We start from the raw sequence: 14256 nt of genomic DNA on the forward strand, positions 1-14256 counted from the left end.
CACCGCTCACCGCTCTACCTGCTCCTTCCGGGCCTCGATGAACTGAAGCCCAACACCTTCGAAACTTACTTAACTCATTGAATCTCAAGGAGTTTTCCGTTTCGACTGCGCCGGAAGTGGGGCGAATTATAGACTTCCAGAATCTGCCGTCAACACCTTTTTTCACAATTCTGTCACATCAGTCAAAAAGCACCGCAAACACACAGGCCGGCGCCCAAGGGCGCCGGCCTCTTCACTTACCGGTTACAAGCTGGGGAACGCAAACTGCGAAGCCTCATGGCTGGCACGCTGCGGCCAACGCTGGGTAATAGCTTTGCGACGGGTATAGAAACGCACGCCGTCCGGGCCGTAGGCGTGCAAGTCACCGAACAGCGAGCGCTTCCAGCCGCCAAAGCTGTGATAGGCAACCGGCACCGGCAATGGAACGTTGACGCCCACCATGCCGACTTCGATCTCATCGCAGAACAACCGCGCAGCCTCGCCATCGCGAGTGAAGATGCAGGTACCGTTGCCATACTCGTGATCGTTGATCAATTGCATCGCCTCTTCCAGGCTATTGACCCTGACGATGCACAGTACCGGCCCGAAGATCTCTTCCTTATAGATGCGCATCTCAGGGGTCACGCGATCAAACAGGCAGCCACCCAGGAAGAAACCTTCCTCATGCCCCGTCACACTCAAGCCACGGCCGTCGACCACCAGCGAAGCACCCGCCGCCACACCGTCTTCTATATAGCCGCTGACCTTGTCCCGATGCTGCCCCGTCACCAACGGCCCCATGTCCAGCCCACAGGATGTACCTGCACCAATCTTCAGCGCCTTGATCTGCGGTACCAGCTTGGCCACCAGCGCATCCGCCACCTGGTCGCCGACACACACCGCCACCGAAATCGCCATGCAGCGTTCACCGCACGAACCGTACGCCGCGCCCATCAGCGCGCTGACGGCATTGTCCAGGTCCGCATCCGGCATCAGCACCGCATGGTTCTTCGCCCCACCCAGCGCCTGGACACGTTTGCCGCGCCGGGTGCCCTCGGCATAGATGTATTCGGCAATCGGCGTTGAACCAACAAAACTCAGCGCCTTCACTTCCGGCGCTTCGATCAGCGCGTCCACCGCAGCCTTGTCGCCGTGCACCACGCTCAATACGCCCTTGGGCAAACCGGCTTCCAACAACAACTGGGCGATCAGCAACGTCGAACTCGGGTCACGCTCGGACGGCTTGAGAATAAAGCAGTTACCGCAAACGATCGCCAGCGGATACATCCACAGCGGCACCATCGCCGGAAAGTTGAACGGCGTGATGCCCGCCACCACGCCCAGAGGCTGGAAGTCTGACCAGGCGTCGATGTTCGGTCCTACGTTACGGCTGTATTCGCCTTTCAGGATTTCTGGTGCCGCACAGGCGAACTCGACGTTTTCGATGCCACGCTTGAGCTCACCGGCCGCGTCTTCCAACGTCTTGCCGTGTTCTTCACTGATCAACTGCGCGATGCGCGACTCGTTCTGCTCCAGCAGTTGCTTGAAACGAAACATCACCTGCGCGCGCTTGGCCGCCGGTGTATTGCGCCAGGCCGGGAAAGCCGCCTTCGCCGCGTCGATGGCCTGCTGGATGGTCGCGCGATCAGCCAACGGTACTTTATGGATGGCCTGGCCAGTGGACGGGTTGAACACATCGGCGGTGCGAGCGCTGTCGCTCAGCAGTTCGCCATTGATCAAATGCGGGATGAGGCTCATGGGGGACTCCAGAATTATCCACAGGCGCCCGTGACCGGACGCCCGTTATCGAAAGCTATATAGAAGGACGTATCAGTCGAGCTTGTTCAGCACTTCACCGACCGCATCGAACAGGCGATCCAGATCCTGCGGCTTGCTGTTGAACGTTGGCCCGAACTGCAGGGTGTCGCCGCCGAAGCGCACATAGAACCCGGCTTTCCACAACGCCATGCCGGCCTCGAACGGACGCACGATGGCATCGCCGTCGCGCCCGGCGATCTGGATCGCGCCGGCCAGGCCATAGTTGCGAATGTCGATGACGTTCTTCGCGCCCTTCAAGCTGTGCAATGCATTCTCGAAATGCGGGGCGATCTCGGCCACGCTCTGTACCAGGTTTTCCTTCTGCAGCAGGTCCAGCGCCGCCAGGCCAGCCGCGCAGGCCACCGGGTGGGCCGAGTAGGTGTAGCCGTGGGGAAATTCCACCGCGTACTCGGGTGTCGGCTGGTTCATGAACGTCTGGTAGATCTCGGAGCTGGCAATCACCGCCCCCATGGGAATCGCACCATTGGTGACTTGCTTGGCGATGCACATCAGGTCCGGGGTCACGCCGAAGCTGTCGGCACCGAACATCGAACCGGTGCGGCCGAAACCGGTGATCACTTCGTCGAACACCAGGAGAATGCTGTGTTGGTCGCAGATTTCCCGCAGGCGCTTGAGGTAACCCTCAGGCGGCACCAGCACGCCGGCCGAACCCGCCATCGGTTCGACGAACACCGCAGCGATGTTGGACGCATCGTGCAGTTCGATCAGCTTCAGCAACTCATCGGCCAAGGCGATGCCACCCTCTTTTGGCATGCCACGGGAATAGGCATTGCTGGCCAGCAAGGTGTGAGGCAAGTGGTCGACGTCCATCATGGCCTGGCCGAACAGTTTGCGGTTGCCGTTGACACCGCCGAGGCTGGTGCCGGCGATGTTCACGCCGTGATAGCCACGGGCACGACCAATCATCTTGGTCTTGGTCGCCTGGCCCTTGAGACGCCAGTAGGCGCGGACCATCTTCACCGCGGTATCGGCGCACTCGGAGCCGGAGTCGGTAAAGAACACATGATTGAGATTGCCCGGGGTCAGGCTGGTGATTTTTTCCGCCAGTTGGAACGACAGCGGATGACCGTATTGGAACCCCGGCGAATAATCGAGGGTGCCCAGTTGCTTGGCGACCGCTTCCTGGATTTCCTTGCGGGTGTGCCCGGCACCGCATGTCCACAGGCCCGACAGCGAGTCGTACACCTTGCGCCCCTTGTCATCCACCAGCCAACTGCCTTCGGCAGCGACGATCAGGCGCGGATCGCGCTGGAAATTGCGGTTGGCGGTGTAAGGCATCCAGTGGGCATCCAGCTTGAGCTGGCTGGCCAGGGAACCGGCAGCGTGTTCGGGCATGTTCATCGACAAAACCTCGCAGGTCATAAGCGACAGGGAATCGAAAGCGTTCTTGCAGCTAAGTTGCCACGGCGATAAAGTCGGTGAAATCCAACTTTTGTAACCTTCAGTCGGTGGATCACTAAACTATGAGCGTTCGTCGCCCCGATCCACTGGCCCAGGTCAGCGACTTTGATATTCGCCTGCTGCGCATCTTCCGCAGCGTAGTGGAATGTGGTGGATTTTCCGCCGCTGAAACCGTGCTTGGCATCGGCCGCTCGGCCATCAGCCAGCAGATGAGCGATCTCGAGCAACGTCTCGGCCTGCGTCTGTGCCAGCGTGGGCGCGCGGGCTTTTCCCTGACCGAGGAAGGTCGCGAGGTTTATCAATCGGCGTTGCAGCTATTGAGCGCACTGGAAAGCTTTCGCACCGAGGTCAACGGTCTGCACCAGCATTTGCGCGGTGAGTTGACCATCGGCCTGACCGACAACCTGGTCACCCTGCCCCACATGCGCATCACCCACGCCTTGGCGCAATTGAAAGAACGCGGGCCCGACGTGCAGATCCAGATTCGCATGATCGCCCCCAACGAAGTCGAGCAAGGCGTGCTCGACGGGCGCTTGCATGTTGGCGTAGTTCCCCAGGCCAGTGCCCTGTCCGGGCTGGAATATCAACCGCTGTATAGCGAACGATCGCTGCTGTACTGCGCGGTCGGGCATCCGCTGTTTTATGTCGATGACCAGCAACTCGAGGACGCTCGCCTCAACAGCCAGGACGCCATCGCGCCGACCTTCCGCCTGCCAGCCGAAATACAGGCCCATTACCAGGCGCTCAATTGCACCGCGAGCGCATCGGACCGCGAAGGCATGGCGTTCCTGATCCTCACCGGACGCTACATCGGTTACCTGCCCGATCACTACGCCAGCCTCTGGGTCCAGCAAGGTCGGCTGCGCGCCCTGAAGCCCTCCGCACGGTTCTATGACCTGAGCCTGGCGTCGGTCACGCGCAAGGGGCGTCGGCCTCACCTGGTGCTGGAGAGTTTTCTCGAAAGCCTCGCCGCTACCCGCTGATCCCCTTTGCCCACCTGTGGGAGCGAGCTTGCTCGCTCCCACAGGTGTTTAGTCGGGCTTTTAGTGTGATGGCACTTGTCGGATTGATGCCGGTGCGCTATCAACGCATTTGCTTGCCCACAGACCCAGCCCGGAAACGCCCATGACCTTTGAAGTCCCTGCCCACGGTGGCAAACCCACCAGTCGCATTCGTCAAAAGAATGAAGAGACGATCCTCAAGGCTGCCGAAGATGAATTCGCCCGTCACGGGTTCAAAGGCACCAGCATGAATGCCATCGCCCTCAAGGCCGGGCTGCCCAAGGCGAACCTGCATTACTACTTCACCAACAAGCTCGGCTTGTACGTGGCGGTGCTGAGCAACATCATCGAATTGTGGGACAGCACCTTCAATACCCTCACGGCCGAGGATGATCCGGCCGAAGCCTTGACCCGCTATATCCGCGCCAAGATGGAGTTCTCTCGTCGCCAACCCCAGGCGTCGCGGTTGTTTGCCATGGAAGTGATCAGTGGTGGCGAATGCCTGAGCGAGTATTTCAACCAGGATTATCGCGCCTGGTTCAATGGCCGGGCGGCCGTATTCCAGGCCTGGATCGATGCCGGCAAGATGGACCCGATCGACCCGGTTCACCTGATTTTCCTGTTGTGGGGCAGTACCCAGCATTACGCCGACTTCGCCACCCAGATCTGTCGCGTGACCGGGCGCAGCAAGTTGACCAAGCAGGACATGGTCGAGGCTGGCGACAACCTGATCCGCATCATTCTCAAGGGCTGCGGCCTGACACCTGCCCTCTAAGATCGCCATGCCCTTTACCCTTGCCGGCTTTTGCGAATACCGCGAAGAAATTCGCAAAAGCCGCTTCATCACGTTCGCCGCGCCCATCACCAGCCCCGCCGACGCCCATGCCTTTATCGACCAGCACAGCGACCTGAATGCCTCGCACAATTGCTGGGCCTGGAAACTCGGCGACCAATACCGCAGCAACGACGATGGCGAGCCGGGAGGCACCGCCGGGCGGCCGATCCTGGCCGCGATCGAAGCACAAGCCTGCGACCAGGTCGCGGTGCTGGTGATCCGTTGGTACGGCGGGATTCAACTGGGCACGGGCGGGCTGGCCCGGGCTTATGGCGGCGGCGCGAACAAATGCCTGCAAAACGCCGAGAAAATCGAATTGATCAGTCGCGTGGCGTTGCGCTGTTCCTGTGGATTCGCCGAACTGGCCCTGGTGAAACTGCGCGTCGCCGAATGCGGCGGGTTGGTCAATGAAGAACGCTTTACGGCCAATGGCGTCGACCTTCAACTGGCCGTGGGCGAAGCGCAGATCGAAACATTGCAAACGCACCTCGCCGACCTGAGCCGTGGCCGGATCCTGCTGGCACGTTGAGACAACCTGCGACCTTTCAGGGCGCCCCGCAATCGTTCAACTTGCCCACATCCACTGTGTACCCGACTGTGGATAACCTGAGCACATCCCTCTGTAACCCTTCTGTCATGCGGGTTTCAGAGAGTTGCTCATTTTTCAGCCAAAGTCTCGCCGAACCGACAAATCCATCCATAAAACAAACGCTTGCGGCGGTTTATCACCTTTAGAAGAAAGCCCCGCAGTGCTTATGCCCGAGTTTCCGGCTTGCACACAATAACTGTGGAGCAACCTGTGGATAACCCGTTCATGGCTCCTGCCACCCCAAGAAGGGCATGGCTCGCAGCCGCTTGCTCAATTTTTAACCACCCATTTCAGGGCAAACCGATGCCTGCGCAAAACTCCTGCGCTCCAAGCCGGTGCAGAATTTTCCTGCGGCAGATGCCCAGGCGACATGCAGAGAGCCTTGGCGACGCGGGTCGAGGCAATTTCCTGACCTGATGGCCAGGAAATTGCTTTATCCACAGGCATTCCTGTCCATCGGCCCGAGCCTGTCATGTCCAACCCCGATTCCATCGCGCGCCTGCAATTGCGCAACATCAGCAAACACTACCCCGGTTGCCTGGCCAACGACGCCATCGACCTGAGCATCCAACCCGGGGAGATCCACGCCCTGCTCGGGGAAAACGGTGCGGGTAAAAGTACCCTGATGAAGATTATCTACGGCGTCACCCCTGCCGATTCGGGCGAGGTGATCTGGCAAGGCCAGCGCGTCAACCTGCGCAACCCGGCCCAGGCCCGCAGCCTGGGAATCGGCATGGTGTTCCAGCATTTCTCGCTGTTCGAAACCCTCACCGTTGCGCAAAACATTGCCCTGGCTATGGGCGCGGCAGCCGGTACGCCGGCGCAGCTGGAACCCCGGATCCGCGAGGTTTCCAGGCGCTACGGCATGGCGCTGGAGCCGCAGCGGCTGGTCCACAGCTTGTCGATTGGCGAGCGGCAGCGGGTGGAGATCATTCGCTGCCTGATGCAGGACATTCGCCTGCTGATTCTCGACGAACCGACTTCGGTGCTCACGCCCGTGGAAGCCGAAGAATTGTTCGTGACCCTGCGCCGCCTGGCGAGCGAGGGCTGCAGCATCCTGTTTATCAGCCACAAGCTTGGGGAAGTGCGAGCGTTGTGCCACAGCGCCACGGTGCTGCGCGGCGGGCGGGTGTCGGGGCATTGCACGCCGGCGCACTGCTCGGACCGGGAGTTGGCGCAACTGATGGTCGGCGAAGCGGCCGGGCTGATCACGGATTATCCCAAGGTCAGCGCAGACAAAGCCTTCCTGCAGATCAACAAGCTGTCCTGGCACAACCCGGACCCGTTCGGCTGCTCGTTGCGGGACATTGACCTTGAGGTCTGCAGCGGCGAAATCGTCGGCATCGCCGGGGTGGCGGGCAACGGTCAGGATGAATGGCTGGCGTTGCTCAGCGGAGAAACGCCGCTTGCCCGCCAGCAAGGCGAAACGATCCGATTCGACGGGCAACCCGTGGCTCATCTACGCCCCGACGCCCGTCGCCGGCTCGGGCTGGCCTTTGTCCCCGCCGAGCGCCTGGGCCATGGCGCCGTGCCGCAGTTGAGCCTGGCGGATAACGCCTTGCTCAGCGCTTTCCAACAGGGCCTGGTCAGCCACGGACTGATTCGCCGCAGCAAGGTCGAACACCTGGCCGAGGAGATCATCCGTCGCTTTGGCGTGAAGACACCAGACACCAAAACCCCGGCGCGCAGCCTCTCGGGAGGCAACCTGCAGAAATTCATTCTCGGCCGGGAAATCCTGCAACAGCCGAAGCTGCTGGTGGCCGCTCACCCGACCTGGGGCGTGGACATCGGCGCGGCCGCGACCATCCATCGCGCCCTGATTGCCCTGCGCGATGCAGGCGCGGCGATTCTGGTGATCTCCGAAGACCTGGACGAACTGTTCCAGATCAGCGACCGCCTCGGCGCCTTGTGCGGCGGGCGTCTGTCGGCCTTGAGACCCACCGTCGAGACCCGGCTCAGTGACGTCGGCGGCTGGATGGCCGGCCAGTTCGACGCCCCTCAATCCCCTGCCCGCGCGCCGGTTTAACGGAGTTCTACATGCTGCTTTCTCTCGAACCTCGCGGCCAGCAATCGCGCCTGATGCTCTGGTGCTCGCCGCTCTTGGCCGCCGTGCTGACCCTGGGCTGCGGCTCACTGCTGTTCATCGCCCTCGGGCATGACCCGCTGCAAACGCTGTACACCTTGTTGATCGCCCCGATCAGCGACCTGTACGGCGTGTCCGAATGGCTGGTCAAGACCTTGCCGATCCTGCTGTGTGCCCTCGGCCTGGCAGTGGCCTATCAGGCGCGAATCTGGAACATCGGCGCTGAAGGCCAACTGCTGCTGGGCGCCCTGGCCGGCAGTGCCTTGGCAGTGAACATCATCGACATGCAAAGCCGCTGGGCACTGGTGCTGATCCTGCTGACCGGCACCCTGGCCGGTGCCGCCTGGGCCGGGCTCACGGCGTGGCTGCGCACGCGCTTCAACGCCAACGAGATCCTGACCAGCATCATGCTCAATTACATCGCCCTGAACCTGCTGCTGTTTTGCGTTCACGGGCCGTTGAAAGACCCGGCGGGTTTCAACTTCCCGGAGTCGGCGATGTTCGGCGAGGCCAGTCGCCTGCCGTTGCTGCTGGAAGATGGGCGGGTCCATGCAGGGCTGTATTTCGCCCTGCTGGCGCTGGTGGCGGTGTGGGTGTTGCTGCAGAAAAGCTTCGTCGGCTTTCAGATCAAGGTGCTGGGCCTCGATGCCCGCGCCGCCGGGTTCGCCGGTTTTCGCCAGAAGCCGTTGGTGTGGCTGGCGTTGTTGATCAGCGGGGCACTGGCCGGGCTGGCCGGCGTCTGCGAAGTGACCGGGCCGATCGGTCAGCTGGTGCCGCAGGTGTCGCCGGGCTACGGCTATGCAGCAATTACCGTGGCGTTCCTGGGTCGCCTCAATCCCATCGGCATTCTGTTTTCCAGCCTGTTGATGGCATTGCTGTACATCGGCGGCGAGAGCGCGCAGATGTCGTTGAACCTGCCCCAGGCAATCACCCAACTGTTCCAGGGGATGATGCTGTTTTTCCTGTTGGCCTGCGACGTGCTGATTCTGTACCGGCCACGCCTCAACCTGCGCTGGGCCCGGCGCCCCCGAACCACCGCCGTACAGGCAGGAGCGCTGTGATGGATATCGACCTGTTGAGCAATATTTTCTACGCCATGGTCCGCTGCGGTACGCCATTGCTGCTGGTAGCCTTGGGTGAATTGGTCTGCGAAAAAAGCGGCGTCCTCAACCTGGGCCAGGAAGGCATGATGCTGTTCGGCGCGGTGATCGGTTTTATCGTCGCGTTCAACAGCGGCAACCTCTGGCTCGGCGTGCTGCTGGCGATGGCTGCCGGCATGCTGTTGTCGGCGTTGTTCGCGCTGGTGGCGCTGGTGTTCAACGCCAATCAGGTCGCCACCGGGCTGGCGCTGACGATTTTCGGCGTGGGCCTGTCGAGCTTTGTCGGCGCGGCCTGGGTCGGCAAGCCGTTGGCCGGGTTCGAGCCGCTGGCGATTCCTTACTTGAGTGACATTCCACTGATCGGGCGGATGCTGTTTGCCCAGGATCTGCTGGTTTACCTGTCCTTCGCGCTGTTTGCCCTGGTGGCGTGGATGATTGTGAAAAGTCGCGTCGGGTTGATCATCCAGGCCGTCGGGGAAAACCCCGATGCCGCCAGTGCCATGGGCCTGCCGGTGCTGCGGGTGCGAACCCTGGCGGTCTTGTTTGGCGGCGCCATGGCCGGGTTGGCCGGCGCCTATCTGTCGCTGGCCTACACGCCGATGTGGGCCGAGAACATGAGCGCCGGGCGCGGCTGGATCGCCCTGGCGCTGGTGGTGTTCGCCAGTTGGCGGGTGTGGCGCCTGCTGCTGGGCGCCTACCTGTTCGGCCTCGCCAGCATCCTGCACCTGGTGGCCCAGGGGCTGGGCCTGGCGATTCCATCGAGTCTACTGGCGATGCTGCCGTATGCCGCGACCATTGTGGTGCTGGTGCTGTTATCCCGGGACGCCGTGCGCACCCGGCTGTATGCGCCGGTGTCCCTGGGGCAGCCTTGGCAGGCGGGGCATTGAGATAGACCGTGGCGTGCCTATCGCGAGCAAGCTCGCTCCCACACACGGCCGGCAGTTCCGACTCAGGCCCCCTGTGGGAGCGAGCTTGCTCGCGATGAGTCCCGAACAGGCAACACCTGAACCAAACCCCACACCACCTCGAAAACCAGGAAAACCCACAACACCGCGCTGGCCCCATGAAGCAGTGCATACAGCATCCAGGCTGCAAACAGAAACCGCCCCGTCGCGTCATAACGCCCGTACAGCGGCTGCGGATCCCTAATCCGCAGCACCGCCCACACGCAGACAATCGAGCCGAGCAGATTCACCATCAGCACATGCGCCGGCGCAAACGGCGGTAGTTCTCCAGGCAGGTCGAATAGCTGAGTCAGGCTCATCAACACACCATGCAGCGCCGCAAAGCTCCACGGCGTGACCAGCGCGGCCGACACGATCAGGTCGTACCAGGCGCTGCCAAGCACCACCCGGCGGTATTGCATCGAAGTCCACATACACTTTGCTCCAGATAATTGGGGAGCGAAGAGGCTAAAGCCTGGGGTATGCTCCAAGGTCAAGTCCTCTGGAGTTCCACAATGCGCATCGGTGAATTAGCCCAGGCCTGCGCCGTCAGTCGAGACACGCTGCGCTTCTACGAGCAGCGGGGCCTGATCGCAGCGTCGCGTAGCGCCAATGGCTATCGCGACTATCCCGCCGACATAGTGCAACTGGTGCTCTATATCAAGACCGCCCAGCGCCTGGGCTTTACCCTGGGCGAGATCAGCGCCAGCGTTGGCGCCCTGTGGAACGCCCCCGATCCGGACTGCGCGGTGACGCAATTGCTGCAAGACAAACTGAACCTGATCGAAACCCGCATCACCGAACTCGATGCGTTGCGTCACGAGCTGAAACAACGGCTCGGGCAACGCTGTCCATTAAATCCATGACCTCTTTCTTTCAAGGATGCCTCTCATGAATTCGGCAAGAAACGCATTGATCATCGGCGCCTCCCGGGGCCTGGGCCTTGGTCTGGTGAAGACGTTGCTCAGCGATGGCTGGAACGTGACCGCCACCGTGCGCAACCCGCAGAACGCAGAGGCTTTGAAGACGCTGGGCCCGGTGCGGATCGAAAAACTCGACATGGACGACCAGCAAGCGGTCATCGCCCTGAGCCAACAGCTCAAGGGCGAGACCTTCGACCTGCTGTTCGTCAATGCCGGCGTCAAGGGCCCGGACAACCAGAACCCGGGCGGCGCGACGCTGGCCGAAGTCGGCCAGTTGTTCTTCACCAACGCCGTGGCGCCGATCAACCTGGCCCAACGCTTTGTCGGCCAGATCCGCGACGGCAGCGGCGTACTCGCCTTCATGAGTTCGGTGCTGGGCAGCGTGACCATGCCCGATGCGCCGGAACTGGCGCTGTACAAGGCCAGCAAGGCAGCGCTCAACTCCATGACCAATAGCTTTGTCAGCCAACTGGGCGAGCAGGCATTGACCGTGCTGTCGCTGCACCCGGGTTGGGTGAAGACTGACATGGGCGGCGAAGGCGCGGACATCGATGTCGAGACCAGCACTCGCGGGTTGATCGACCAAGTGAATGCGTTCGTCGGCAAAGGCGGGCATCACTTCGTCAACTACAGGGGCGAAACAATCCCTTGGTAACTCCGCTAATCCCCTGTGGGAGCGAGCTTGCTCGCGATAGCGGCCTCACATCCAACATCGATGTCGACTGACCTACCGCTATCGCGAGCAAGCTCGCTCCCACATTTTTGATCTCAGTGGGCACTGGAAATGTTTTCGGCAACCTGAGTAAACTCCGACCCTCGCCCCCCCACGGCGACCCTGGATCAGCAGACAGGGCATCACTGAGCTGGCTAACCTGAACCCACTTTCAGAGGAGCCGGCCACCATGCCTGCGACCCGTACCTGGTTAAAAAATCCCCTCGCCATTTTCACGGCCAACGACCTCGATGCCCGTGGCGGCCTCGTCCTGCAGGACGGTGTGATCGTCGAACTGCTGAGCGCCGGCCAGCAACCCGCCCAGCCCTGTGACGACATCTTCGACGCGCGCGAGCATGTGATCCTGCCGGGGTTGATCAACACCCACCATCACTTCTACCAGACCCTGACCCGCGCCTGGGCGCCAGTGGTGAACCAGCCGTTGTTTCCCTGGCTGACGACCCTCTACCCGGTGTGGGCGCGGTTGACCCCGGAAAAACTCGCCCTGGCCAGCAAAGTGGCCTTGGCCGAGTTGCTGCTGTCGGGCTGCACCACGGCGGCCGACCACCATTACCTGTTTCCCGAAGGCCTGGAAAATGCCATCGACGTGCAAGTGCAAAGTGTTCGTGAACTGGGCATGCGCGCGATGCTGACCCGCGGTTCCATGAGCCTGGGCGAAGCCGACGGTGGCTTGCCGCCGCAGCAGACCGTGCAGCAGGGCCAGGTGATTCTCGACGACAGCCAGCGCTTGATCGGTCAGTACCACGAGCGCGGCGACGGCGCGCAGATCCAGATTGCCCTGGCGCCCTGCTCGCCGTTTTCGGTCACGCCGCAGATCATGAGCGCCAGCGCCGAACTGGCGGAAAAACTCGACGTACGCCTGCATACGCACCTGGCCGAAACCCTCGATGAAGAAGCGTTTTGCCTGCAACGCTTCGGCCTGCGCACCGTGGACTACCTGGACAGCGTCGGCTGGCTTGGCCCGCGTACCTGGCTGGCCCACGGCATTCATTTCAACCCGGATGAAATCGCCCGTCTCGGCGCCGTCGGCACCGGCATCTGTCACTGCCCGAGTTCGAACATGCGCCTGGCCTCGGGCATTTGCCCGACCCTGGACCTGACCGCCGCCGGCGCTCCCGTGGGCCTGGGGGTAGACGGTTCGGCGTCCAACGATGCCTCGAACATGATCCTTGAAACCCGCCAGGCGCTGTACATCCAGCGCCTGCGCTACGGTGCGCAAGCGATCACGCCGGAACGCGTGCTGGGCTGGGCGACCCGGGGCTCGGCGCAACTGCTCGGGCGCAGCGATATCGGTGAATTGGCGGTGGGCAAGCAGGCCGACCTGGCGCTGTTCAAGCTTGACGAACTGCGCTTCTCCGGCAGCCACGATCCGATTTCCGCACTGCTGCTATGCGGTGCGGATCGGGCGGATCGGGTGATGATCGGTGGGCAATGGCGGGTCATCGACGGGCAGGTCGAGGGATTGGACTTGAAGGGCTTGATTGCCGATCACAGCCAGGCGGCGCGGGAACTGATCGCCGGCACCTGACCGGACGCCATCGCGGGCAAGCCTTGCTCCCACAGATGTCCATGAGTCCCACAGACTTTCATTGATCTGTGGGAGCAAGGCTTGCCCGCGATGCTCTTCTAGAGGCCCAGCAGGGACAACATGATGAACGTCGCAAACAACACAAAATGGGTCATGCCTTCGATGGCATTGGTCTCGCCATCGTTGAGGTTGATCGCGCTGACAATCAGGGTGATGAAGATCATCACCGTCTGCACCGGGGTCATTGCCATCTGAAACGGCTGGCCGGTGTAGAGGGCCATGGCCTCCATCACCGGCACGGTCAGGATCACGGTGGACAGCGAAGCGCCCAGCGCGATATTCACCACCGACTGCATGCGATTGGCGAGAGCCGCGCGCAGGGCGGTGAGGATTTCCGGTGCGGCGGAGATAGCGGCCACCAGGATCGCCGTGACCACCGGCGGTGCACCCGAGCCTTCCAACCCCAGGTCGAGGGCCTTGGACATGACTTCGGCCAGGGCGCCGATCACCACCACGCCAAACACCAGCGCGCCGATGGAAAGCGTCAGGCTGATGGGTTGCGGTTCGTTTTCCACCGGTTCTTTCTTGCGGCGTTTTTCCGGATAGCTGTAGCTGAAAAAGTAACTGTGAGGCCCGACCTGCATGCGCAGGAACAAGGTGTACAGCACGATCATCGCGCCGATGGTAAAGGCCGAATACATTTTCCAGCTCTCGCGGGGAATGAACTCCGGCACCACCATCGATACCCCCATGGCGGTGAGAATCATCACGCTGTAGGTGCGCGCCGAATCGTCGTTGTAGGCCTGCTCGCCATGCTTGATCCCGCCCATCAGCGCCGCGAGCCCGAGGATGCCGTTGATGTCGAGCATCACCGCCGAGTAGATCGTGTCCCGCACCAACGTCGACGAAGCCTCGTTGCTCATCATGATCGCCAGGATCACCACCTCCACCAGTACCGCCGACAGCGTCAGGATCATGGTGCCGTAGGGATCACCGACCTTTTCCGCCAGCAGTTCGGCGTGATGGGCCACGCGCATGGACGCCGCGACGATGAAACCGATCAGGACCAGGCCGCCGGCCAACGCCACCACTTGCCCGCTGCCCAGCAGCCAGTGCTCCAGCGGATAGGCGATACACGCGGCGATCAGCGCCAGCAACAGTAGTTTTTCTTGCTTGAGCAAAGTGAGCATCGCGGGCCTGTCAGCGTGGGCGGGGTCATGAGTTACTGACTATAGGAGGCGGTGAACGTTTCGTTCGGTGTGATGCACCAGGGGGTGGCGCTTGCAGGCAGGGTGCACCTT

At 61.8% G+C, this 14256-nt stretch carries 14 protein-coding genes; 9 read left to right on the forward strand and 5 right to left on the reverse strand.

From position 1 onward, the window contains the following. Positions 1 to 243: 243 nt before the first annotated feature. Complete coding sequence (locus AB4Z20_RS26315) at positions 244 to 1737, reverse strand: CoA-acylating methylmalonate-semialdehyde dehydrogenase (protein ID WP_003197520.1); 1494 nt, start codon at positions 1735 to 1737, stop codon at positions 244 to 246. Positions 1738 to 1809: 72 nt separating this feature from the next. After that, positions 1810 to 3159 (reverse strand): aspartate aminotransferase family protein, encoded by a 1350-nt coding sequence (locus AB4Z20_RS26320; RefSeq protein ID WP_442090981.1) that lies wholly within the window; start codon positions 3157 to 3159, stop codon positions 1810 to 1812. Positions 3160 to 3281: 122 nt separating this feature from the next. Between AB4Z20_RS26320 and AB4Z20_RS26325 the strand changes: the two genes are divergently transcribed. From AB4Z20_RS26325 to AB4Z20_RS26335, 3 genes are all read left to right on the forward strand, one after another. Then, on the forward strand, positions 3282 to 4202 hold the full coding sequence (locus AB4Z20_RS26325; protein WP_057451680.1) for a LysR family transcriptional regulator: 921 nt from the start codon (positions 3282 to 3284) through the stop codon (positions 4200 to 4202). A 142-nt stretch (positions 4203 to 4344) separates the two neighbouring features. Continuing rightward, positions 4345 to 4995 (forward strand): TetR/AcrR family transcriptional regulator, encoded by a 651-nt coding sequence (locus AB4Z20_RS26330; protein WP_018605108.1) that lies wholly within the window; start codon positions 4345 to 4347, stop codon positions 4993 to 4995. A gap of 7 nt (positions 4996 to 5002) precedes the next feature. After that, the gene (locus tag AB4Z20_RS26335) at positions 5003 to 5584 is read left to right on the forward strand and encodes an IMPACT family protein (RefSeq protein ID WP_442090983.1); all 582 of its coding nucleotides are present in this window, start codon (positions 5003 to 5005) and stop codon (positions 5582 to 5584) included. A 330-nt stretch (positions 5585 to 5914) separates the two neighbouring features. Here the strand turns inward: AB4Z20_RS26335 and AB4Z20_RS26340 are convergent, their stop codons facing one another. Next, positions 5915 to 6085, reverse strand: coding sequence for a hypothetical protein (locus tag AB4Z20_RS26340; RefSeq protein WP_442090985.1), 171 nt, complete (start codon positions 6083 to 6085; stop codon positions 5915 to 5917). Between the two features lie 31 nt (positions 6086 to 6116). On the opposite strand from AB4Z20_RS26340, the gene AB4Z20_RS26345 reads away from it, so the two are divergent. Genes AB4Z20_RS26345 through AB4Z20_RS26355 form a run of 3 tightly spaced genes read left to right on the forward strand, consistent with a single transcriptional unit; the run spans position 6117 to position 9714 of the window. Continuing rightward, positions 6117 to 7670, forward strand: coding sequence for an ABC transporter ATP-binding protein (locus AB4Z20_RS26345; RefSeq protein WP_442090987.1), 1554 nt, complete (start codon positions 6117 to 6119; stop codon positions 7668 to 7670). A gap of 11 nt (positions 7671 to 7681) precedes the next feature. Continuing rightward, the gene (locus AB4Z20_RS26350; RefSeq protein ID WP_442090989.1) at positions 7682 to 8788 is read left to right on the forward strand and encodes an ABC transporter permease; all 1107 of its coding nucleotides are present in this window, start codon (positions 7682 to 7684) and stop codon (positions 8786 to 8788) included. Further along, positions 8788 to 9714 carry an ABC transporter permease gene (locus AB4Z20_RS26355; RefSeq protein WP_013692177.1) on the forward strand — a complete coding sequence of 309 codons (927 nt, stop codon included), beginning with the start codon at positions 8788 to 8790 and terminating at the stop codon, positions 9712 to 9714. The genes AB4Z20_RS26350 and AB4Z20_RS26355 overlap by 1 nt, the downstream gene beginning before the upstream one ends. Positions 9715 to 9776: 62 nt before the next feature. Here AB4Z20_RS26355 and AB4Z20_RS26360 read toward each other — a convergent pair whose 3' ends face one another. After that, the gene (locus AB4Z20_RS26360; RefSeq protein ID WP_253471416.1) at positions 9777 to 10205 is read right to left on the reverse strand and encodes a hypothetical protein; all 429 of its coding nucleotides are present in this window, start codon (positions 10203 to 10205) and stop codon (positions 9777 to 9779) included. 81 nt (positions 10206 to 10286) lie between these two features. Here AB4Z20_RS26360 and AB4Z20_RS26365 point away from each other — a divergent pair, with 81 nt between their 5' ends. The 3 genes from AB4Z20_RS26365 to AB4Z20_RS26375 all read left to right on the forward strand — a co-directional run bounded on the left by AB4Z20_RS26365 (position 10287) and on the right by AB4Z20_RS26375 (position 12955). Then, a complete protein-coding gene (locus tag AB4Z20_RS26365; protein WP_018605117.1) occupies positions 10287 to 10637 on the forward strand; it encodes a MerR family transcriptional regulator in 351 nt (116 codons plus the stop codon). A gap of 25 nt (positions 10638 to 10662) precedes the next feature. Further along, positions 10663 to 11349 (forward strand): SDR family oxidoreductase, encoded by a 687-nt coding sequence (locus AB4Z20_RS26370; RefSeq protein ID WP_258690303.1) that lies wholly within the window; start codon positions 10663 to 10665, stop codon positions 11347 to 11349. A 247-nt stretch (positions 11350 to 11596) separates the two neighbouring features. Further along, complete coding sequence (locus AB4Z20_RS26375) at positions 11597 to 12955, forward strand: 8-oxoguanine deaminase (RefSeq protein ID WP_442090993.1); 1359 nt, start codon at positions 11597 to 11599, stop codon at positions 12953 to 12955. Between the two features lie 98 nt (positions 12956 to 13053). Here the strand turns inward: AB4Z20_RS26375 and AB4Z20_RS26380 are convergent, their stop codons facing one another. Beyond that, positions 13054 to 14145, reverse strand: a complete 1092-nt coding sequence (locus AB4Z20_RS26380; RefSeq protein ID WP_253471410.1) for a calcium:proton antiporter — start codon at positions 14143 to 14145, stop codon at positions 13054 to 13056. Between the last annotated feature and the right edge of the window lie 111 nt (positions 14146 to 14256).

It is taken from the genome of Pseudomonas sp. KB_12, assembly GCF_052114545.1.
In the GTDB taxonomy this organism is placed as follows: Bacteria; Pseudomonadota; Gammaproteobacteria; order Pseudomonadales; family Pseudomonadaceae; genus Aquipseudomonas; species Aquipseudomonas brassicacearum.

Excerpts from the sequence above, each read along its gene's own strand:
- AB4Z20_RS26320 (WP_442090981.1), bottom strand. The coding sequence starts at position 3,159 with ATGAACATGCCCGAACACGCTGCCGGTTCCCTGGCCAGCCAGCTCAAG.
- AB4Z20_RS26355 (WP_013692177.1), top strand. The coding sequence starts at position 8,788 with ATGGATATCGACCTGTTGAGCAATATTTTCTACGCCATGGTCCGCTGC.
- AB4Z20_RS26335 (WP_442090983.1), top strand. The coding sequence starts at position 5,003 with ATGCCCTTTACCCTTGCCGGCTTTTGCGAATACCGCGAAGAAATTCGC.
- AB4Z20_RS26345 (WP_442090987.1), top strand. The coding sequence starts at position 6,117 with ATGTCCAACCCCGATTCCATCGCGCGCCTGCAATTGCGCAACATCAGC.
- AB4Z20_RS26370 (WP_258690303.1), top strand. The coding sequence starts at position 10,663 with ATGAATTCGGCAAGAAACGCATTGATCATCGGCGCCTCCCGGGGCCTG.
- AB4Z20_RS26375 (WP_442090993.1), top strand. The coding sequence starts at position 11,597 with ATGCCTGCGACCCGTACCTGGTTAAAAAATCCCCTCGCCATTTTCACG.
- AB4Z20_RS26380 (WP_253471410.1), bottom strand. The coding sequence starts at position 14,145 with ATGCTCACTTTGCTCAAGCAAGAAAAACTACTGTTGCTGGCGCTGATC.
- AB4Z20_RS26350 (WP_442090989.1), top strand. The coding sequence starts at position 7,682 with ATGCTGCTTTCTCTCGAACCTCGCGGCCAGCAATCGCGCCTGATGCTC.
- AB4Z20_RS26330 (WP_018605108.1), top strand. The coding sequence starts at position 4,345 with ATGACCTTTGAAGTCCCTGCCCACGGTGGCAAACCCACCAGTCGCATT.
- AB4Z20_RS26315 (WP_003197520.1), bottom strand. The coding sequence starts at position 1,737 with ATGAGCCTCATCCCGCATTTGATCAATGGCGAACTGCTGAGCGACAGC.
- AB4Z20_RS26325 (WP_057451680.1), top strand. The coding sequence starts at position 3,282 with ATGAGCGTTCGTCGCCCCGATCCACTGGCCCAGGTCAGCGACTTTGAT.
- AB4Z20_RS26360 (WP_253471416.1), bottom strand. The coding sequence starts at position 10,205 with ATGTGGACTTCGATGCAATACCGCCGGGTGGTGCTTGGCAGCGCCTGG.
- AB4Z20_RS26365 (WP_018605117.1), top strand. The coding sequence starts at position 10,287 with ATGCGCATCGGTGAATTAGCCCAGGCCTGCGCCGTCAGTCGAGACACG.